At 69.7% G+C, this 20151-nt stretch carries 15 protein-coding genes; 10 read left to right on the top strand and 5 right to left on the bottom strand.

Features of this window, described 5'->3' with window-relative positions:
• The first annotated feature begins 181 nt into the window (after positions 1-181).
• From NR072_RS09980 to mobF, 10 genes are all read left to right on the top strand, one after another.
• Positions 182-406 (top strand): hypothetical protein, encoded by a 225-nt coding sequence (locus tag NR072_RS09980; RefSeq protein WP_100056066.1) that lies wholly within the window; start codon positions 182-184, stop codon positions 404-406.
• Positions 407-521: 115 nt separating this feature from the next.
• Positions 522-1379 carry a tyrosine-type recombinase/integrase gene (locus NR072_RS09975; RefSeq protein WP_256837094.1) on the top strand — a complete coding sequence of 286 codons (858 nt, stop codon included), beginning with the start codon at positions 522-524 and terminating at the stop codon, positions 1377-1379.
• 70 nt (positions 1380-1449) lie between these two features.
• The gene (locus NR072_RS09970; RefSeq protein WP_180952472.1) at positions 1450-1944 is read left to right on the top strand and encodes a hypothetical protein; all 495 of its coding nucleotides are present in this window, start codon (positions 1450-1452) and stop codon (positions 1942-1944) included.
• A gap of 14 nt (positions 1945-1958) precedes the next feature.
• A complete protein-coding gene (locus NR072_RS09965; protein ID WP_180537112.1) occupies positions 1959-2249 on the top strand; it encodes a glutaredoxin family protein in 291 nt (96 codons plus the stop codon).
• A gap of 163 nt (positions 2250-2412) precedes the next feature.
• Positions 2413-3771 carry a hypothetical protein gene (locus NR072_RS09960; RefSeq protein WP_256837085.1) on the top strand — a complete coding sequence of 453 codons (1359 nt, stop codon included), beginning with the start codon at positions 2413-2415 and terminating at the stop codon, positions 3769-3771.
• The gene (locus tag NR072_RS09955) at positions 3768-4874 is read left to right on the top strand and encodes a peptidoglycan DD-metalloendopeptidase family protein (RefSeq protein WP_256837083.1); all 1107 of its coding nucleotides are present in this window, start codon (positions 3768-3770) and stop codon (positions 4872-4874) included. Before NR072_RS09960 ends, NR072_RS09955 begins: the two co-directional genes overlap by 4 nt.
• Positions 4875-4907: 33 nt before the next feature.
• Positions 4908-5483, top strand: a complete 576-nt coding sequence (locus tag NR072_RS09950) for a hypothetical protein (RefSeq protein WP_256837081.1) — start codon at positions 4908-4910, stop codon at positions 5481-5483.
• 458 nt (positions 5484-5941) lie between these two features.
• The gene (locus tag NR072_RS09945) at positions 5942-6565 is read left to right on the top strand and encodes a hypothetical protein (RefSeq protein ID WP_256837079.1); all 624 of its coding nucleotides are present in this window, start codon (positions 5942-5944) and stop codon (positions 6563-6565) included.
• A 333-nt stretch (positions 6566-6898) separates the two neighbouring features.
• Positions 6899-7480, top strand: coding sequence for a hypothetical protein (locus tag NR072_RS09940; protein WP_256837077.1), 582 nt, complete (start codon positions 6899-6901; stop codon positions 7478-7480).
• Positions 7477-11139 carry a MobF family relaxase gene (gene mobF, locus NR072_RS09935; RefSeq protein ID WP_256837076.1) on the top strand — a complete coding sequence of 1221 codons (3663 nt, stop codon included), beginning with the start codon at positions 7477-7479 and terminating at the stop codon, positions 11137-11139. The genes NR072_RS09940 and mobF overlap by 4 nt, the downstream gene beginning before the upstream one ends.
• A gap of 74 nt (positions 11140-11213) precedes the next feature.
• Here mobF and NR072_RS11580 read toward each other — a convergent pair whose 3' ends face one another.
• The 5 genes from NR072_RS11580 to NR072_RS09910 all read right to left on the bottom strand — a co-directional run bounded on the left by NR072_RS11580 (position 11214) and on the right by NR072_RS09910 (position 20091).
• Positions 11214-18098, bottom strand: a complete 6885-nt coding sequence (locus NR072_RS11580; protein WP_256837074.1) for a helicase-related protein — start codon at positions 18096-18098, stop codon at positions 11214-11216.
• Between the two features lie 59 nt (positions 18099-18157).
• Complete coding sequence (locus tag NR072_RS09925) at positions 18158-18661, bottom strand: hypothetical protein (RefSeq protein ID WP_256837073.1); 504 nt, start codon at positions 18659-18661, stop codon at positions 18158-18160.
• 199 nt (positions 18662-18860) lie between these two features.
• On the bottom strand, positions 18861-19184 hold the full coding sequence (locus tag NR072_RS09920) for a hypothetical protein (protein WP_256837072.1): 324 nt from the start codon (positions 19182-19184) through the stop codon (positions 18861-18863).
• Between the two features lie 12 nt (positions 19185-19196).
• On the bottom strand, positions 19197-19709 hold the full coding sequence (locus NR072_RS09915; protein WP_256837071.1) for a single-stranded DNA-binding protein: 513 nt from the start codon (positions 19707-19709) through the stop codon (positions 19197-19199).
• A 94-nt stretch (positions 19710-19803) separates the two neighbouring features.
• Complete coding sequence (locus NR072_RS09910) at positions 19804-20091, bottom strand: recombinase family protein (RefSeq protein WP_256837070.1); 288 nt, start codon at positions 20089-20091, stop codon at positions 19804-19806.
• Positions 20092-20151: the final 60 nt, after the last annotated feature.

Below are 20151 nucleotides of genomic sequence, written 5' to 3'. Positions count from 1 at the left end.
GGTGCAGGGGCCTCTGCTCGGCTCCCCCGGTTGGATTCGAACCAACAACCCTTCGGTTACTTGTCCCCCAAGCTCATTAACGACACAGTGAAGTGGACCATCGCCCTCACGCTCGTCTTAACGCGTCCGCGCGGGCGCACAGTCTGAACGGACCAGTCACTCCGCACTAGGAAGGCCCGCCATGTGGTTCCTGATCGCCCTCGCAGTCATGGCCGTGATCGGCTTCATCCTCCGCCCCATCAGCTCGCTCCTCGCGATGGCCAAGTTCATTGCGTTCGCCGTCGCCGCAGTCGCCGGCTTCGCCTGGTACATGGGTGGCCCCGCAGACCTATACGCCGGTCCCACCATTCTCGGGGCGCTGGCCTGGATCGGCCTCATGTTCGTCCCGCAGCCACGCTTCGGTTGAGTCCTGCACAACGTCCGACGACGCCGGGACCGCCCACAACTGGGCGGTCCCTCCCTTTTTGCCCACGCCACCTCTGCCAAGATCACTGCACCCGGTCCGATGGCAGGAGGCACCCATGTCGAAGCAACGTCACACTACGGCCGACGTGGCGGCGTTCGAGTCCTGGCTCAGCGTGTTCAGACGGCCACAGACCGTCAATAACCGCGTGCATTACGCCACCCGCCTCGAGACGTGGGCCACGGCTCACGGCTGCACACCCTGGACGCTCGACACGACCCAGATCAGCGCGTGGCTGACCACGGTCGGAAAGTCCCCGGCGACCCGCAAGAACGCTCTCGACGCGATCCGGGCCTTTTACCGGTGGGGGCAACATGCAGGGCGAGTGACCGGCGACCCGACCGCAAAACTCCCCCACATCCGTGTGCCCCGCGGCCTACCGCGTCCCACACCAGACCACGTCCTCCGTAGCGCCGTCGCCCGATGCACTCGCCCCACCGACATCCTCATGCTCCTACTCGGCTCCCTCGGCGGGCTCCGCGTGGGCGAGATGGCCATCCTGCGTGGAGAAGACATCAACGACGGCACCATCCGGGTCACCGGCAAAGGCGGCCACATCCGCCATGTCCCCGTCCACCCGATCCTGGCCGAAGCCCTCCAACTCGTACCCTCACACGGCTGGCTGTTCCCCTCTGACCGCAACCCCAGCGGCCACTACCTCCCCAACTCCATCGCTCAACGCATCAACGACCTCCTAGAAGAGGGCTGGTCCGCACACACCCTGCGCCACCGCTTCGCTACGCACGTCTACTCCGCTTCCCTCGACATCCTTGCCCTGCGCGATCTCCTGGGCCACGCCGACGTCTCAACGACGATGGTCTACACCCGGGTCGCCGCCGCCAAGCTCGCCCGCGACGTCGCCGCGATTAGCACGCTTCCCGCCGTGGCCGACCGCATCCACGCGCTCGCCTCCTAGCCGACGGACACACCACCGCCGCCGCCCCCCGCGAACCTCGTTCGACCACACCGTCCGACGAAGGATCATCATGGCGATCAAGACCAAGCTCCCCATCGAGTTCAGCTGCGGCCACACCGAGACCGTGGACCTCGCCCGCGTCCCCGCTGGCCGGCGCAAGGCTCACGCCTTCGGTCTGGGCAAGAACCGCGTCTGTACCTCGTGCTTCCGCAAGAAGAGTGCTGAGGACCTCGAGTTGCAGAACCGGCAGACACTCCTGGACGCCGACCAGTTCGCGCAAGAACATGACCTGCCCGACCTCACCGGCTCTGACAAGCAGGTCAATTGGGCCACCCGTGTGCGCTACCAGGTGCTCTCCGACGTCCTGGTCTCCGATGAGACCCCGGACCAGCACCAGCAGATCACCGACGTCCTGGCGGCCGCCCAGACCCTGACCCGGGCTGGATGGTGGCTGGACAACGCCACGGACAAGGACCTCACCGTCGAGGACATCTGCGAGCTGATCCTCACCGCCGAGGAGCCGGCCGAGGACGTCGAGCGCATCGAGACCGAGAACCCGTTCTGATGCAGGAGGACACCATGACCACCGCCATCACCCTCTACGGCCAACCGCGCTGCGATCCCTGCCGTCTGGCCCGGAAGGTGCTCGACCGCGCGCAGGTCCCGTACACCTACGTCGACCTCACCGAGCGCCCTGACCTCGTGGACGCTTTCCGCCAGGCCGGCCACCTCCAGACCCCGATCCTGCAAACCCCGACCACGACCACCAGCGGATTCAACCCCGACGCCTACACCCGAGCCGTGGCCGAGGCCCGCGCCCTGGAGTCCGGGACCGCCCCGACCCCAGCCGTCGCCGGACCCAGCCTCTAGGCACCGCCCGACCAGCGACGACGCAGCCAAGGCCCCCACCCGCCCGGGTGGGGGCCTTGCTCATGCTCAGCCTTGCCACACATCCCCACCCCTTGCACGCGAATCCAGGACGACCCCAGACAAGACGCGGCCACCCCGGCCACCGTTCCAGGAGGACATGACCATGAGCACCACCCTGCATCTGACCGGACAGGTCATCCTGACCGATTCCACCGGCACCCGCCTGCCGGTCACCGACCTGGCCACCGCCCTGGACACCGTGACCACCTCCCGGAGCGGCCACACCCCCACCATCGCGGTCACGGACACCTACAACGCCCTGCCGGTGGACCCGGCCACCTTCACCGTCCACGAGGACGGGCAGCTCACGCCCGCCCCGGACACCACGGCCCGGCCCGCCTACACGTTCTCCTACACCGCCTTCACCCTGACCGACCCCACTGGTGTCGCCTCACCCGTACAGCCCTCGGCCCTGGCCACCATCGGCCAGTCCGCCGCCGACCGGCTCGGCCACGAGGTCACGATCACCTCCGACCTGCCCGGCATCACCGACCAGCACTTCACCCCCACCGCGCCCACACCCCCCGCGGCCCCGGTCTCGACCGCCGAGACGTTCGCCACCCGCACCCGCCCCGAGCGCCGCCGCAAGGCCCCGGCCCGCGAAGGCTGGCGCGGCGCACTCAACGAGGCTTTCGGCTGGCACCTGGCCCCTTCCGCCGACGAGCTGCACGCCCGCGAGCTGATCACCACCGTTCAGCGCGGACTGCCCGGACACCGCACCGCCGTCGTCGTGAACATCAAGGGCGGCGCGTCCAAGACCACCGCCACCTACCTGCTCTCGGCCACCCTCGGCCGCGTCCGTGGCGGCACCGTCCTCGCCTGGGACAACAACGAGAACGCAGGCAACCTGGCCGACCGCGCCATGCCGGCCTCCCACCACCACACCGCCCTGGACCTGCTGGCCAACATCGACCAGTTCCGCACCCCCGAGCACGTTGACAAGCTCACCGGCTACGTCCGCGCCCAGGGCGACAACCGCTTCCACGTCCTGGCCTCCCAGGACCACGCAGGCGACCGCGAGGTCATCGACGCCGACGCCTTCCGTCAGATGCACGCCGTCCTGCGCCAGCACTACAACCTGGCCATCGTGGACACCGGCAACGCCTCCACCGCCGCCACCTGGCAGGCAGCCGTGGACGTGGCCGACACCGTCGTCGTGGCCATCACGAACAAGGAAGACGCCGCCCGCCGCGCCTTCGTGACCATCGACGCCCTGCGCAAGGCCGGCCACGCCGACAAGCTCTCCCGCTCCATCGCGCTGATCACCCAGCCAGCCGAAGCCTCCACCGAACGCTTGGACAAGCTCCGCGAGCTGCTGGCCCAGCACGTCGCCGCCGTCATCGTCATCCCCTTCGACCCCGCTCTGGACGAGGGCGACGAGATCGACTGGGACCGCCTGCACAAGAAGACCCGCCGCGCCTACCTCGAGGCCACCGCCGCCCTCATCGAGGGGCTGGCGTGAAGCGCGCAGGACTGGCCCTCGTTGTCCTGTTCCTGCTGATCCTGGGCGCGGCCCTCGTCATGCTCCCGTTCGTGGCCGCGGCGAGCTTCCAAGCCTCCAAGACCACACAGACCGGCGGCGGTATCGCGGAAATCTGCGCCGCCGGCGAGGCCGGCCAAGCCCAGATCCCCGAGGAGTACCGCGAGGACGTGGCCAAGGCCGCCCAGGTCTCCGGCATCAGCCAGGAGGTCATCGCCTCCCAGATCTTCCAGGAGTCCCGCTGGGACCCCAACGTCACCTCCCCCTCCGGGGCGCGCGGACTCGGCCAGTTCAAGGACGACACCTGGCCGACCTTCGGCGAGGGAGGCGACCCCTACAACGGCCACGACTCCATCGCCGCGCAGGGCCGGTTCCTGAAGTGGCTCAAGGACCAGTACCGGCACCTGGCCAAGGGCGACGACGAGCTGCTCGTGCGCATGGTCCTCTCCGGCTACCGGCTGGGCCACAACACCGTCCTGGAGGTCGGCGGTCTGCCCGACGCCCCCGAGGCCACGGCCTACCACACCGAAATCCTGGCCCGCACCGCGATCTACACCACCGAGTGCAAGCCTGTGATGGGCGGCGATGATGTCGTCGTCGCCGGTGACTGGACCCATCCCCTGCCCGGTTCGTACTTCACTTCCGGCTTCGGCTACCGCGGCTGCGTCGCAGGTGTGGGCTGCGACGACTTCATCGTCAACCACAACGCCCTGGACTTTGCCAACCCGGCAGGCTCCCCGGGCACCGTGGTCGCAGCCACCGCCATGACCGTCACCGGCATCAACAGCGACCCCGCCTCTGGCATGTACGTCGAAGGCGTCCAGGACGAAGCCCCCCACTACACGCTCAAGTACCTTCACTGCGCCGCCGGCTCTATCCGCGTCTCCGAGGGGGAAGCCGTGCCCGCAGGCAAGGCCCTGTGCACCGAGGGCAACACCGGCCTGGACGGCATGAAGCCCCACCTGCACTTCCAGATCAACGCCCCCAACGGCGGCGCCCCGATTGACCCCCGCCCCATCCTCGAAGCCAACGGCGTGGCCGTCTGCCCACCCGGCCGTGACGTCACCGACGCCTGCGCGTCCTAACCCGAAAGGCACCCGATGAACCGCCAACGTCTCATGGCCCTGACCAGCCTGACCCTGCTGTGCGTGGCTGCCCTGGCCGGTGCTCTGCTGCTCTGGACCTTCACCCGCCCTGCGGCGACACCCGAGGGCCAAGCCGCCGCAGCTACCACCCCAGCCCCGGCCTCGGCCTCGATGAGCACGACCACCCCCACGCCCACGGCTGGACCCCTGAGCTACGCGCCCGCCAACAAGGCCGAAGAAGTCGCCGTCGAGGCCGCGCGCATCATGACCACCTGGAAGCCGGCCGAGGACCTGGACGAGTCCGCGTCGGCCCCGCGCGCGGCGCACCTGATGACCCCAGCGCGAGCCAAGAAGATCTTCGTCTCCGATCGCGGGACCTCCACCCCGGAGTGGATCGCCGCAGCCGAAGGGAACTGGACCAGCGAACCGAACGTGACCATCGTCCCCGACAGCGACCCGAACGCGATCTACGTCAACGTCACCTGGACCTGGCGCGAACCGGGGGGCAAGACCCACGACGGGCAGACCCGCCGCCAGTTCGTCTTCCAGATGACCGACGACCAGGAAAATCCACAGATCAGCGACTACACCTGGCAGAACCTGTTCTGACCGATACGCTGAACCCGCGCGGTCGCAGGCCCATCCCCCCTCCGGGTCTCCCGCGAAGGCCCCTCCAGCCCATCCCGCTTCAGGCTGGAGGGGCCGCCCTTTGTTCAGGCGTGACTGCGACATGCCTCATGAACCCATCGCCTGTGGGGGCCTGCGCGGCCCCCACACCCCCGCGGCAGGGCGGGCGCCCTGCACGGCCACGGGTGAGCACCGGCTCCGCTGGCGCTCCGCCGGTGCTCACCCCAGGGGACCGTGGCCCGGTCCGCCTGTGCGAGACGGGGACGTTGGCACCATGCGTGCCCCGCTCACCTTCGGAGGTGGTCACCAGACCCCTGGTTCCGTTCCCGCGCGAGAGCAGGTAGCCCATGCACGAGACCCGCCCCTTGCGCTGTCCACCGCACAGCCCAAGATCACGACCCCGAAACCGCGTCCGCGTCCCCCGTCGAGCGGGAGCCAGCATGAGCCGCCCCCACTCCGTCCCTCCGCTTCCCGTCCTGCCCGGGGCCACGGCCCCAGTGTCTGCATGGGACGGCGTCCGCGTCCTCCTGTGGACCCTGCGCGGCTACCGCTCCACGGTCCAGAAGAACCCCGACCCGGCAGCGCGCCGGTACGCACGCACCGTCCTGCTCGCCATCACGGTCCCCCTGCTCGTGCTCCCCGTCGCTGTCGCAGCCGCCCTGAACCCGCCCGGCACCCCCCTGTTCTTCCTCGCCACCCTCGCGCAGTACGCGCTCCTTGTCCCGATCCTGCTGGCCTCGCTCCACCGCCGCTCGTACCGCACCTACATCAGCACCGACCGTCGCGCCGCCCTGACCGTCCGGACGACCCCTGCCGGCTGGCACGTCGAGTCGTTCTTCACGGCCACCCCCGGTACAGGTGCCGCAGCCCCCCTGTGGCACCACGTCATCCCTGCCCTGCTCGACGCCGCCGACGCCCAGCAGGTCACAGTCACCGCCACCGCCATGAACGCCACCGTGGCCGCGCACTACATCTCCCGAGTTCCCGACCTCCACCCGAGGCCCACGCAGCGCCCCGGCCCCCGCGTCCACCTGATCCGCCACCCCCAGCCGACCCGCCGCTGAACCTCCACGGCGCAGGCCCCGCGCAGGCCAGCACTCCAGGTACAGGGGAGACCTGCACCCCAGGGGAGCACCGCGCAGTGCGCGGAGCACCCCTGCAAAAGATCGTTCACACGTCTGGCACCAAGGTGCACTGCCGTCACGCTTCGCGTGACACACCCGCCTCCAGATGGGAGGCGAACATCCTGCATGAACGCTTCACGTTCCTGCACACACTGCGCGCGGCCGCTCCCAGATGGGTCGCCCTCCTCGCGCCGGTACTGCTCGGCCGCGTGCCGCACAGCGGCCTACCGGGCGCGCACGACCAGCACCCCGCCCCACCCGGCCGTGGACCGGGTGGCCGAGCTGGAGGCCCAGCTCGTGGCCGCCGAGACGCGCATCGGTCAGCTGACCGCCAGGGTCCGGCGCAAGACCGACCAGGTCAAGCACCTGGCCGGACTGCTGGCCGCCGAGCGGCGCAGCGCGGACACGGCCATCGCGACCCAAGCCGTGCGGACGCAGGCTGTCCGGTCGGACAAAGCCCGGCTGGCCGGCCAGGTGGCCGACCTGCGCCGGTCATGGTCCGTGGCCACCGCAGACACTGACCTGACCCCCGACCAGGTGGCCGCCCTGCGTGGCCAGCTGGCCGCTGTCCGTGGCCAGCTCGAGCAGCTGTCCGGACGGCACCGTCGCCTGTCCGCAGCAGCCGAGGTGGCCGCAACCGAACGCGGCCAGCTCCAGGGCATCGTCCGGCAGTGGGACACGCTCTGCCGCCGCCTGGCCAAGGCCGTGGCCGGTCAGCCGGTCAGCCCGGCGGACAAGCGCATCCTGGCCACGCACGCCCGGTTCCGGTCAGCCCTGGCCGGACCTGACCGGACACGCGGGGGCGGACAGCACCGGACATCCCCGGCCACTGACCGGGGAGGTGTCCGGCCATGACCGTGTCCATCTCGAAGATGTCCATCGACTACTACCTGGACTCCGTGGCCACCGGTGACCGGTCACTGTCCGCCGACGCCGTGGCCACTTCCCGCCGTGATCTGACCGCCTACTACACGGAGGCCGAGGCCCCGCCCGGGCTCTGGCTTGGCCGTGGCCTGGCCGGCACCTCGCTGACCGCTGGCCAGCAGGTGGCCAAACTCGATGCCGTGTCCGTCTACGAGCTGGCCAAGGACCCGGACACCGGCCAGCGGCTCGGCCGTCCGCCGATCAAGGAGGTGGACGCGCCCCAGGGGGCCACCACCCCGTCTGGCCGGAAAGCAAAGGCCACCCGCAAGCCCGTGGCCGGGTTCGACCTGACCTTCTCCGTCCCGAAGTCCGTGTCCACGCTCTGGGCCATGTCCGGTCCGGCCCTTCAGGGCCAGATCCAGGACGCCCACCGACAGGCCATGCACGAGGCCCTGGCCTGGGTGGAGGACAACGTCCTTCAGTCCCGGGCCGGCCACGGAGGCCTCGCCCACGTTCCCGTGACCGGACTGGTGGCCAGCGCCTTCGACCACTGGGACTCCCGCGCCGGAGACCCCCAGCTGCACACGCACGTGGTCGTCTCCAACAGGGTCCAGCGGATCATGGACGGCCAGTGGGCCACCCTGGACTCCTACACGCTGCACCGCCACGTGGTGGCGATCTCCGAGAAGTACAACGCGCTGCTGTTCGACCGGCTCCACGGCCAGATCGGCGCGCTGCCCGAGTCCCGCGACCCGGCCCTGTCCGCCGCCCTGGACCGTGTGCTGTCCGGCCAGGAGCTGGAGACGGACACGGTCAAGGACTCCCCCGGCCACAGGATCGAGTTGGCCGGAGTCCCGGACAGCCTCATCGAGGAGTTCTCCACCCGGTCCCGGCTCATCCAGGCCCGCAAGGACGAGCTGATCCAGCAGTGGACGGACGCCCACGGGCGTACCCCGCCGGCCGCCGTCGTGCTCCAGCTGCGCCAGCAGGCCACCTTGGAGACCCGGACACCGAAGCGGACATCAAGCGAGACCCTGGCCGAGAAGATGGTCAGCTGGCGTGACCGCGCCCTGGCCGGTGGCCACGACCCCGCGGCCATCGTGGCCGCCGCTGTCGGCCATGACCGGGCCACAGTGACCGCTGACCAACTCACCCCGGACGCCCGCGAAGCGATGGCCGTCTGGGTCCTCACGGACGCTTCTGTCCGGCGGACCACCTTCACCCGCGCCAACGTGCTGGCCTCCGCCGAGCGCGTGCTGGCCCTGGTCCGGTTCAACACCGCCGAGGCCCGGCACGCGGCCGCAGACGAGCTGGTGGACAAGGCCCTGGAGAAGGCCGTGTCCCTGACCCCGGACCGGATGAGCGCCCCGCCCGAGTTCGACCCCGTGCTGTCCGCCCCCGGTGGCCGGTCAGGACTAGACCACAAGCGCGTGTCCGGCCTCTGGACGACCGGACAGATCATGTCCGACGAGGCATTCCTGATGGACCGTGTCCGGTCAGCCGACGCCCCGGTCGTCGCCCCGGACACGTTGGCCGCACAGGTGGCCGAGGTGACCACCAAGGACGGACACGCCCTCTCGGCTGACCAGGCCCGTGCCACCGAACATGTGCTCTCATCCCCCGCAGGGATCGACGCGATCATCGGTCCGGCCGGCACCGGCAAGACCACCACGATGGCCGCCGTCGCCCGGCTGTGGGAGCGCCAGCACGGGGAGAACTCCGTGGTCGGTCTGGCCCCGTCCGCCGTTGCCGCTGGAGTACTGGCCGATGAGCTCGGCGTGGAGACCGAGAACACGGCCAAGTGGCTGTACGAGTCCGTGGGCGACGGCGCGGCCCGCCGCGCCGAGCGCGTGGCCGGGCTCGAAGCACGCTTGGCCCAGCTCTGGGACGCCGCCCCCACGGACAACCGCACCCGGCAGATCGAGACGATCACCGCCCGCCTGGCCGAGCAGCACGCCGCCCAGGCCCGCTTCACCCTCCACCCTGGCCAGCTGCTCATCGTGGACGAGGCATCGATGGTGGCCACCGCGCAGATGGCCGAACTGGCCCGCCAGGCCGAACAGGCCGGAGCCAAGGTCCTGCTCGTGGGCGACCCCGCCCAGCTCGAAGCCGTTGAGGCCGGCGGCTTCCTGGGTTGGATGGACCGCGCCGAGGACGTGAACGTGGCCCGCCTGGACCAGGTCTGGCGATTCCGCAATCAGTGGGAGCGCAAAGCCTCCCTGCTGCTGCGCGAGGGCAACCACAGCGCCCTGGACATCTACGAGCGCAACGGCAGACTCCACGGCCACCCCAACGTGGACGCCGCAGACACCGCCTACACCGCCTGGCTCAATGACAAGCACCAAGGTTTGTCCACGATCCTGATTGCCTCGGACAACGCCACCGTGGCCGACCTCAACGCCCGCGCCCAGGCCGACCTCGTGGCCGAAGGGCTCGTGGACATCGAGACCACCGTGCGACTGCGCGCCGACATCGCCGCCGGTGTGGGCGACGAGGTCCTGGCCCGCCGCAACGACCGGTCCCTGCGCGACTCGACCGGAGCGTTCATCGCCAACGGCACCCGGCTCACCCTGACCGCCATCAACCCGGACGGGTCCGCCCACGCCGTCGTGGACGGCACCGGTGGAACGGTCACCCTCGACCCGGACTACCTGGCTTCCTCAACCGAGCTGGGCTACGCCACGACCGCGCACCGTGCACAGGGCGTCACCGTGGACACCGGCCACACCGTGGTCGAGATCGGCCAGTCCCGCGAGCTGTTCTACGTGGCCATGACCCGGGGCAAGCAGGCCAACAACGCCTACGTCGACCTCGCCCCTGACGACCACGCATCCCCCGATGAGTGGGGCCTGTTCAAGCGCACCCCCGGAGCCGACACCCCCGTGGGCGCGCTGAAGGCGGTGCTGGACCACACCACCGCGGAACGCTCGGCCCACGAGGTCCAGGGCGCAGAACGCGCGTGGGCGAACGACCTGGGCCGCATGGTCCACGAGCACGAGTTCCTCGATTGGGCCGCCCGAGCAGAACGCACCAGCACCTGGGTCGACCAGCACATCCACGACCCGGCCACCAACGCCGCCTTCCGCGACCTCGAGACCTGGAATCGACTCGTCAAGGCCGACCCCGCCCGCACCCTGCCCGAGGACATCGACACCCCCGACTCCGTCACGGCAGTCCTCACGCAGTGCGAGGTCCGGACACCGCCCTCGATCCTCGACGCCCCCTCGCCGGCCAACGAGCAACGTGCCGAAGCCGCCGCGCAGGTGCGCGAACGGGCTCTCGCGGAGCTGGAGCACCGATGCTCCGTCATCCGTGAAGAACAGCCCGCCTGGTTCCAGCTCATGCAGGACGAGGGGGCCAGTGACGACGCGCTGCGACACGTCATCATCTGGCGGGCCGTGTCCAACCAGGACGACGAGCTGGACACACCTCTCGGCCGTGAACCGGATCCCGAGGACGCTCTCGCACACCACTATCAGCGAGCAGTGCACGCCCTCACCGCGTCCACCGATGAACAGACCATCGCCCAGCTCACGGACCACCAGATCGACATGTCCTGGGTCGCGGAGATGGCGGATGACCCGGGGTACGACCTCCACACCATGCCCGAATGGGACCTGGACGAGTCCGCGTCCGGACCCGCTCGCTGAAACAGGCGCAGGGCCTGGAGCGTCACCCGCTCCAGGCCCTGCGCCATCATCCCGTCCCGCTCTCTACTTGGGTCTCACCGCCCGGGTCCGTCGAAGTCGGGCCTGCTCGGTGCGACTGGAATCAGGTCGATGGTGCGCTCTCCAGGCGTCTTCGCGGTCTCCCGGTGCACCGTCGCCACCTGATTCTTCCGCTCCTGATCCGAATCCACGTTCGGGACCTGCTTCACCGGCGACGCAGCCTCCCCGGTCACCCCCACTGTGGTCGGCACAGCGCCCGTGTCCGCGACAGCCCCTTCCAGAGAACGGCCTCCAAACGTGGCCATCGCATCCAACGGCCCGTCGATCTCCCACACGTGGCCCGCATCCCGGGTGCTGACCTGGAACGTGGCCCCGTCGTCGCCGCGCAGGGTCAGCACCCCGACGTCGACGCGATGGCCGTAGTCGGTGACCACGGTCTGTTCCTGACCGATGACCTGTCCGATCTTCACGCCGTCGCATGACCGGTCACGCATCCGGTAGTCGGCCACCGTGTCCACCACGAGTGTCCGCCCCTGCCAATCCGCGGACATCGCGATGTCCTTGGCCGGACACGCCTTGACCGGCTGTCCGGCCGGCGTGGCCAGCCTGGCCAACTCCTGCACCGTCAACGCGGCCCGTGTCCGGCCATGAACGTTCACCACGGTCGTGTCCTTCCGAGTGCACTCGCGCTTTTCGCCGTCCTGACAGGCGTAGGTGACGTTCTTGGTGCCGCCGTACCCGATGCTCAGGACGGTGACCGCTTCCTTGACCGTCGAGTTCCGGTCGATGTCTGCCGCCATGACCGTGTCTCCTGGCCGCAACTGACCGACCTGGACAGCCGTCGTGGCCGCGCCCCACAGCCGTGTCCGCTCCTGCTCGGACAGCTGCACCGGTGCGGACGTCTTCCACAGGCCACGGTCCGGGGCCTCCTTCCACGCGCCACGGTCTCGGGCCTGGCCAGTGTCCGGGCTGACCGCGATCGTCTGCCCGGACCCGTGCGTGACCGGCAGCAGCCGCACGATGTCGCCCTCGTACCCGAACCCAGGCACGTCCTCGAGCAGCACCTCACCCGGCAGGAACTCACGCGGCCACCGCTTCAGGGCATCCTCAGCCTCCGCCGCACGTCGAGCAGCCTCCTTCTCCGGAGAGGTCGCGTCCAGCAGGATCATCGGGGTTCCGTGCGGCACGAAATCCTCGTTCGGAATGAACTCCCCCGTACCGGAGACGATCATGTTCCCGTTTCCGTCCAGACGTCCCTGCCGGGCCTCCTTCACCTTCGGCGTCGTCCCCGGACCCCGGTGTTCTGGGTCGGCCTCGACCCAGACTTCGCGGAGCACTTCGCCGTCGTAGCCGAACGCGTCCTGCGGCCGCCTCACGATCTTGTGGCGGTCCAGGTCGGCGGTCATGCACTCCTGCTCCAGCGGACTGAGTCCGGCCTCGCGGCGCACCACGAGCTTGCCCTGGCTACTGAGTTGGTAGGCGGGGATCGCCTTGGTGGGCTCTTCATCCACCGGCCAGGCCCACAGCTCTCGCTGGTTCACCCCGACGGAATCCGTGGTGTACCCGACCGAGTAGAACCCCTTGTTGTACTCCCAGACGTCTCCCTCGTGCGGAGCGCTTGTGTGACCGATGAGGCCGCGTTCTTCGAGCTGCTCGGGGGTGTACTCGACCTCCTTCGGCGTCGACAAGGACTGGTCCTCGTCTTCCATCTCGGCCTGCAATGCCGCCAGCTCGCGCTGTTTGTCGGCCAGCTCAGCTGCCTGGGGGAACGCACCCTCCAGACCGGCGCGCATGTCCGGGATCGCGGCCGCCAGGCGGTCCGCCTCGGCCTTGTCGGAGACGAGCTGGTCGGGCAGGCCAGCCACGAAGTTCTCCACGGAGCGGATCGCGCCCGCCGGCGAGACCTCCCCACCGAGCACATGGGCCGACTGCCAGTCCCGACGCACGCTCGGGGCGCCCATCGGCACCACGAACACGCGCGTCCCCTGACGGACCGTGCCCAGCTCCACCCCGCCGAGCGTGCCCACCGGCTCCGGCTCGGTCGCCTCCATGAAGTCGGGCCGGTCCGAGCGCGCCGCCTCCTGGCGCAGCGCGTCCACGATCACCTGCCCAGCCTCTTCACGCGAGGTCGTCGTCCGTCCGTCCGTCGTCGTGAACGCGAACGCGTCCCCGTCCGTGGGCCGAACTCCTGCGGCGATCCCGATCAGCGCGTCCTGCCGTCCGGTCAGGAACTGCTGACGTTGGGTCATCGTGTTCAACTCGACCCGCTGCGTGGCCCGCTGCTGTGCCCACCCGGACTGTGCGCGGGTCAGCTGCTCGACGTCCATCTGCAGCTGGGCCATCTCAAGCACGCGCGGGTCGTTGGCCAGCACCGCCGCCGCCGTCGCCCCGGAGATGTCCAGGCCGGCCACGACGTCCTCCATTGCACGCCCGTTGACCTGGCCGTTCTTCACCTGAGCGATGAACCCGGCCTTCCGGGCGATCATGTCCCACGAGTACACGTCGAACGTGGATTGCGTGGCCCACGAGTAGATCCGCACTTCCTCGTTCTGGTTGCCCTGCCGGATGATCCGGCCTTCACGCTGCTCCAGGTCCGCCGGACGCCACGGCACGTCCATGTGATGCAGGGCGGTGGCCCGGGCCTGGATGTTCGTGCCGGTGCCCATCTTCTGCGTCGAGCCGATGATCACGTTGATCCGCCCGTCGCGGCACTTCTCGAACAGCTCCTTGCGGGCCTCATCGGTCTTCGCGTCGTGGATGAACGCGACCTTCTCCGGGTCCATGCCCCGAGCGGCCAACTCCTCCCGGAGGCCCTCGTACACGTTCCACTCGCCATCGCCCTTCGGCGTGGACTGGTCGCAGAACACGATCTGAAGACCGCCGGTCACTGGCGATGGTTCCCCGTCGGCCCCGCGGTACACCGTGTCCTTGGTCTGCTCATGCACCGTCATGATCTGATCGGCCACGGCCGCGACACGGCCCCCATCCGGGTCAGCCGGCAGCCCCACCAGGCGCGGGTCCAGGGCGACCTTCCGCCCATCGCCAACGATCACGAGCATGTTGTCCCCGCCCTTGACCGGAGGGCTGTTCTTCACCGCCTCGATGCGCGTCTTCAACGACTCCACGTACGCGGCCACCTGCTCGGAGGGCTCCCGGGCCATGAGGATGCGGTCCCCGGTGGCGACCTTCGGCAGCGTCGTCTCCAGCTGGTCCCGGAGCACCACGTCCGTGAACGTGGAGTTGATCGACAGCAGCTCGGGCACGTTCACGTACTCCGACACCTTGACCACCTGCTGGAACCCGTCGCCGGTGACCGTGGGCCGCAGCTGTGGCTTCACCTTCGTGAACGCCTGGCCCCAGGCGGTCACCGTGTCCGCGTGGGCTGCCTCCAGCAAGTCCGGGCGCAGGTAGTGCTGCATCACCCACATCTCGGCCATGTTGTTGGCCACCGGAGTGCCCGTGGCGAACGTGGCCACCGCCGGCAGATACCCCGGCCCAGCGATCCCGGCCCGCTCGGCCGCTTCGGTCTTCACCTCTCGCAGGGCACGGAGCTTGAAGTCCAGGTCCATCGCTCGGCCAGACCCGGCGCAGGCCAGCTCGGCCAGGTCCGAGGACCGGGCCAGGTTCTTGTAGTGGTGGGCCTCGTCCACCAGCAGGTAGTCGATGCCGGACTCTTCGAACGTCACCCCAGGATCGGTGTTCGCCGCGATCCGGGCGTGCTGACGCTCCAGCGTCTTCTTCGCCTTCTCCGACCGCTTGACCCAGCCGGCGTCCTGATCTTCCCCGGCCGTGGCCGAGTCCAGCTCGTCCTGGGCATCCTTCAGCCATTGGGCTTGCTTGGCCGGGTCGATCTGCACCCGCTCGAACGTGGTCTGCGGCATGACCACCAGGTCCCACTCGCCGGCGGCGACCTGGCCGATCCACTCCTGCCGCTCGCCCTTGGACAGGCCCGTGGGCACCGCGATCACGTTCGCTCCCGGGTACCACTGCACGGCCTCCGTGGCGATCTGGTCCACCAGGTGGTTCGGGACCACCATGCACGGCTTGGACACGATCCCCGTGCGCTTGAGTTCCATCGCGGACATGATCATCGACCCGGTCTTGCCCGCGCCCACGACGTGGTCCAGCAGCACGGTCGGCTCGGACACCGCCCGCGCCACCGCCGCCCGCTGGTACGTGTACGGCGTCATCGCCTCCGACAGGCCCGGCAAGGACAGCCGCTCACCTGCGGCCGAGTAGTCCGGGGCCACCGTCGAGTTGAACACGTCGTTGTACCGGGCCTGCAACTGCATGACCCGGTCCGGGTCGGCCATCATCCATCGCGCGAACTCGGCCCGGATTTCCTCGACCTTCGCACGCGCGGCCGCCGTCGCGGTCTCGTCCTTGACCCGCGTGCCGTCGCCCACATCCTTGGTGACGGTCACGGTCTTCATGTTCATCGCGGAGACCATCAGCTGAGCCGGAGTGCGCTCCTTGATCCCCCAGGCGTAACGGACGGACGGGTCCAGTCCTCCGCGGGGCACCTCGACCTCCCAGGCATCCGTGCCCGGGTTCAGCCGCACCTGGCACTGAGCCTTCAGCGTCTCGGACACGAACTGGCGGTACGTCTCCTCCGGCACCCAGCGGACACCGACATTCACCGCGACGTCCTGCAACGCGATCTCGTCCGGGACTACGGCCTCCAACGCACCCACGTTCTCGGCGAACCGGCCGTCCTCGGCCATCGCCTCCCGCGCGGCCGCGAGCTTGGCCCGCACGTTGCCCGACAGGTACGTCGTCTTCGGGACCAGTACGCCCGTGCCCGGTTCCTCGAACACCTCCCCGGCCAGCCGGCCGCGCGCGGTCTCCGCGTCCACGTCCAGCAGCTCGGCCACCCGGTCCACGTCCACGGTCCGGGTCTCGTCCATGCTGATGGCGATCGCGTCCTCCACGGACTCGGCCCGCTCGGGCCGGGTCCGGTGCGTGACCACGTCTCGGGTCAGCAACGCCCCCGCCGTCGCGGTCTGGCTGGCCTCGTCGAAGACCTCCATCGAGCGCAACAAGCCCAGCTTCGGGTCTCCGGCCAGCCAGGCGATGTGCGGCTGCTCCCGCTTCTTGAACTCCGGACGGCGCGCACGCCCGTCCCATTCCGCCGCCAGTTCCTCGGGCACGAGAACATCTGCTGGAGCGACGTCGCCGTCTTGCGGCAGGCTGTCCCGCCACTCCGCCTCCAACTCGGCCCGCTTCCTCTCACGGTCGGCCTTCGAGGGCGGTCCGTACTTGTCCTCGCCACGCCCCAGCGCCCCGTATTTCGCCGTGTAGGACTCCCACATGCTCCGCAGCTCGCCACGCACCCGCTCCCGCTCAGCCTCCGGCGCGCCCTGGCGCTGCACCGTCATGACCTCCGTGGCCTTGTCGCGCAACGCGAGGATGGCCCGTACCTCTCGGCTCAGCTTCTTCGCCACACGAACTTCTGCCCAGACCATCCCCGCGCGGTACTGCTCGAACCGGCCCTCGTCGGCGTTGAACCGGATGTGCCCGATCTGCGCCTCCGGCTCCGGCGCGAACCGCAGACCCGCCTCCGTGTCCACCGCGACCGCCGGGGCCGGGTCGTAGCCCAGCCCCGAGACCATCCGCGCGTCCAGCACCTGCTCGGACAACCGCGCCCGCACCTGCTCGGCCACATCCACGCCCTCGCCCGCGGCGACCTGGTAGTTCGCCCCGAACGCGGACGAGGCGTACGCCGGCTCACCGATCACCGACTCCGGATGAGCGGTGAACCATGCCGAGTACGGCACCTCATGCTCACCACCGTCACGGTCCGTCACCGTGATCTTGGCCGGCTCGACCCACGCGTTGACCCGCTCCTGGTCGATCTTCTCCCCAGGCTTGCGACGCCGGAACACGAGCACATCGGTCTTCACGTCCGTGCCCGCGCTGGCCTGTAGCGCCCCGTTCGGCAGACGCACCGCCCCTACCAGGTCCCCGTACCGGGCCATCTCTCGCCGCGCGGTCGCCCGCTGTGAGTCCATCGTGTACGTCGAGGTCATCACGGCCACATACCCGCCCGGGGCCGTCAGCCGCAGCGACTTGATGATGAAGTGGTCGTGGATCGAGTGCCGCATCGCGTTGTGCGTCGGGTCAGTCACGGAGAACTGCCCGAAGGGAACGTTGCCCACCACAGCGTGGAACGAGTCCTCCGGCAGCACGGTCTTCTCGAACCCGGCCGCGTGGATCTGCTGGTCTGGGTGCAGGTGCGCGGCGATCCGTGCCGTCGTCTGGTCCACCTCCACACCGACCATGCGCGCATCCTCCGGGGCCAGCCCCAGGAACTCGCCCGAGCCGCACCCCGGCTCGAGCACCGCGCCGTCCTCGAATCCGGCCGTGTCCAACACGTCCCACATCGCCGCGGCCACCGCCGGGTCCGTGTAGTGCGCGTTCAGCGTCGTCGCCCGAGCCTGTGACCACCCCTCCGGCCCCAGCAGCTCCCGTACCCGCGCCCGGTCCGTCTCGCTGATCCTCGTGTCCGCGTCATCGAACACGAACGGCAGAGCACCCCAGGCCGACCACCCGGCCAGCACCTCCTGCTCTGCCTCGGTGGCCGGACGCCGCTCCTGATCGAGCGTGGTGACCACCTCAAGTGCGGCCAGGTTGGCCGCGAACCGCTCCTGCGCCCTGGCCGGACGCCGCGTGCCACCTGTCCACGGCTGGCCGGCCACCACGGCCACCTCCGGCCCGCTGTCCGCGTCGGTGGCCACCTCCGGCTCAGCTGTCTGGTCAGCGGCCACCGTGGCCGTGTTCGCTTCGTTCTGGCCGGTCAGCCTGTCCGGCTCGTACGGCAGCTGTCCGGCCAGCACCCGCTGCGTCATCTCGCTGAATCCGGACACGCCCTCGGACGTGTCCGGACCGCCCGTCCGGCCAGTGTCCGAGTCCGAGGTCCGGTTGTCCGCCGTCGCGGACACGGCCCTCTCCGGTGTCCGGTCCGTGGCTGTGCTCGTGTCCGCGTCTGCGGACAGGCCGGTCAGACCTCCTTGGCCGACATCAGCTCCCGCAGCTTCTCGTTCACCAGACGCGGCGGGGCCTGCCGCCCCGGCCACGGGTCCATTCCCTGCGACCGCATCCAGCTGAAGACCTCGTCCACCATCGCCTCCAGCCGTTCCGCCCCGGCCAGCTGCGTCCGCGCCGGAAGCGCCTCGAACTCCGCCCGATCCACCGGCTCCACCCGGCCCGGAGCCATCTGCGCGTGCCGACTCAGCACCATCGCCCGCAGGTGCCGGCCGAACAGCTCGCTCGCCCCCTGGAACGCCTCCAGCGACATCAGCGCGTCCGCCACCGTCGGGAACTCCTCCAGAATCGCCGGGTCCTCGTACTGCCCCATCCGGTCCACCGAGTCGTCCCCGTACGGCGTCGGCTCGTCCAGTCGCTGCCACACCGTCGGGTCCGCCTCCCACTCCCGCTGTGCTTGCGCGTTCACGGTCGCCGCCAGCAGCTGGTCCTCGGTGACCTCCGCTTCGAACTGCTCCATCGTTCCGTGTCCCTTCTTCCTCGAATGCAATCGCCTCGTCCAGCGCATCGAACAGCGACAGCTGCCCCGAAACCGGACCCTTGGACTTTCTCGCCATGACCTGCTCCTGACGTACTTGACATAACTCCACAGCACCGGTGGGAAGTCAAGCGACTTCCCACCGGTGCCGTGAGCGACCGTTATTGGGTGTGACAGCGGCTCAGAGGGACGGCCCGTTCGCAGACGCCCCGCCCATCCCGAAACCGCCGATTTCTCCGCGCTCCATCGCCTTCGTGGCCTGGTCCACCTCGGAGCGCCTGCCCGGTGAGCCAGGCGGCCGCCGCCGCGCCGTGTATCCCGGCTCTGGCGCTGCGACCTTGTTCTGCGACGCCTCCAGCGCGCGCAGCTTCTTCTCGGCCGCCCGGCCGGATTCGCCCGGCAAGAACTTCGCCCCCAGCTCCAGAGACAACCGCTGCACGCCGCGCTCCAGCCGCTCCTGGCGGCTCTCGGCCCCGCTGTGCACCTGATCAGAGGGAGTAGCCATCGTCGCTCACCTTCACCGCGACGGGCCGGACATCGCGGGACCGCCCTGCTCGACCCCGAAGTGCTGCTCCACCGGACGCTGGGACGCCTGCCACGCCGGATCAGCGGCCACGTTCTCCGGCCCCTGGGCCTCCAGCCCCCGTCCCCGCCCAGCACCGGCCCCCGGCCCGACCTCGACCGTGTTGTGCTGCATCGACGCGGACACGTCCTCGGCCCAGATCCGGTTGTTCAGCCCGGCCTCGCCGTCCCGGTTCACGTACGGCTCCACGCTGTACCGGCCCGTCACGCTCAGCCGCTGGCCCTGCTCGACGGAGGCCAGCACGTTCTTGCCCAGCTGCTCCCGACCCACAGCGACGTCGTAGTAGATCGGCTCCACGTCCTTGTACTGCCGGCTCTCCCGGTCGAACACCTGCTGGGGCTCGGCCAGCCGGAACGCCACCAGCTGCCCTCGCTGGGTGTCCACGGTCTTCGGTTCCGTCGCCACGTAACCGGTCACGGTCTTCTCACGGTCGATGTTCTGACGCATCAGGATTCCTCCTCGAGTCCCGCCCGAACCCCCGTGGCCCGGACACCACTGATACGTCCCGCCCCCACCGCCCGCGTGTGACACACATCCCGTCTCAGTCGTAGTCACCCGCCCGCACCCGCGTGATCGTCCGCCTGCTCACCCCGTGCAGCACGGCGACCTCGGCCACCGACAGCCCTGCCTCCAGCGCGGCCTTGACGGCATCCACCGCCACCGGGGACAGTGCACGCGGCCGGCCACCGACCCTGCCCTGCCGACGCGCGTGCGCCAGCCCCTCACGAGTGCGCTCCACGATGACCTCCCGCTCCCACTCCGCCAGCGACGCGATGGTCCGCACCACCAGCCGTCCCGCTGGCGTCCCGGTGTCCAGGTCCAGGTCCAATGCCTAGTTGAGTCCCGCATAGTGGTGTAGCGCCCGGTGGTCGGGCGTGTCGTCTCAGAC

The sequence above is a fragment of the Micrococcus sp. Mcc89 genome, from assembly GCF_024519795.1.
GTDB classification, from domain to species: Bacteria; Actinomycetota; Actinomycetes; order Actinomycetales; family Micrococcaceae; genus Micrococcus; species Micrococcus luteus.
This window is presented reverse-complemented; position numbering and strand designations above follow the sequence as displayed.

Bases quoted from the DNA above. Each gene is read 5' to 3' on its own strand.
- NR072_RS09980 (WP_100056066.1), top strand. From the start codon at position 182: ATGTGGTTCCTGATCGCCCTCGCAGTCATGGCCGTGATCGGCTTCATC.
- NR072_RS09975 (WP_256837094.1), top strand. From the start codon at position 522: ATGTCGAAGCAACGTCACACTACGGCCGACGTGGCGGCGTTCGAGTCC.
- NR072_RS09970 (WP_180952472.1), top strand. From the start codon at position 1,450: ATGGCGATCAAGACCAAGCTCCCCATCGAGTTCAGCTGCGGCCACACC.
- NR072_RS09965 (WP_180537112.1), top strand. From the start codon at position 1,959: ATGACCACCGCCATCACCCTCTACGGCCAACCGCGCTGCGATCCCTGC.
- NR072_RS09960 (WP_256837085.1), top strand. From the start codon at position 2,413: ATGAGCACCACCCTGCATCTGACCGGACAGGTCATCCTGACCGATTCC.
- NR072_RS09950 (WP_256837081.1), top strand. From the start codon at position 4,908: ATGGCCCTGACCAGCCTGACCCTGCTGTGCGTGGCTGCCCTGGCCGGT.
- NR072_RS09945 (WP_256837079.1), top strand. From the start codon at position 5,942: ATGAGCCGCCCCCACTCCGTCCCTCCGCTTCCCGTCCTGCCCGGGGCC.
- mobF (WP_256837076.1), top strand. From the start codon at position 7,477: ATGACCGTGTCCATCTCGAAGATGTCCATCGACTACTACCTGGACTCC.
- NR072_RS09925 (WP_256837073.1), bottom strand. From the start codon at position 18,661: ATGGAGCAGTTCGAAGCGGAGGTCACCGAGGACCAGCTGCTGGCGGCG.
- NR072_RS09920 (WP_256837072.1), bottom strand. From the start codon at position 19,184: ATGGCTACTCCCTCTGATCAGGTGCACAGCGGGGCCGAGAGCCGCCAG.
- NR072_RS09915 (WP_256837071.1), bottom strand. From the start codon at position 19,709: ATGCGTCAGAACATCGACCGTGAGAAGACCGTGACCGGTTACGTGGCG.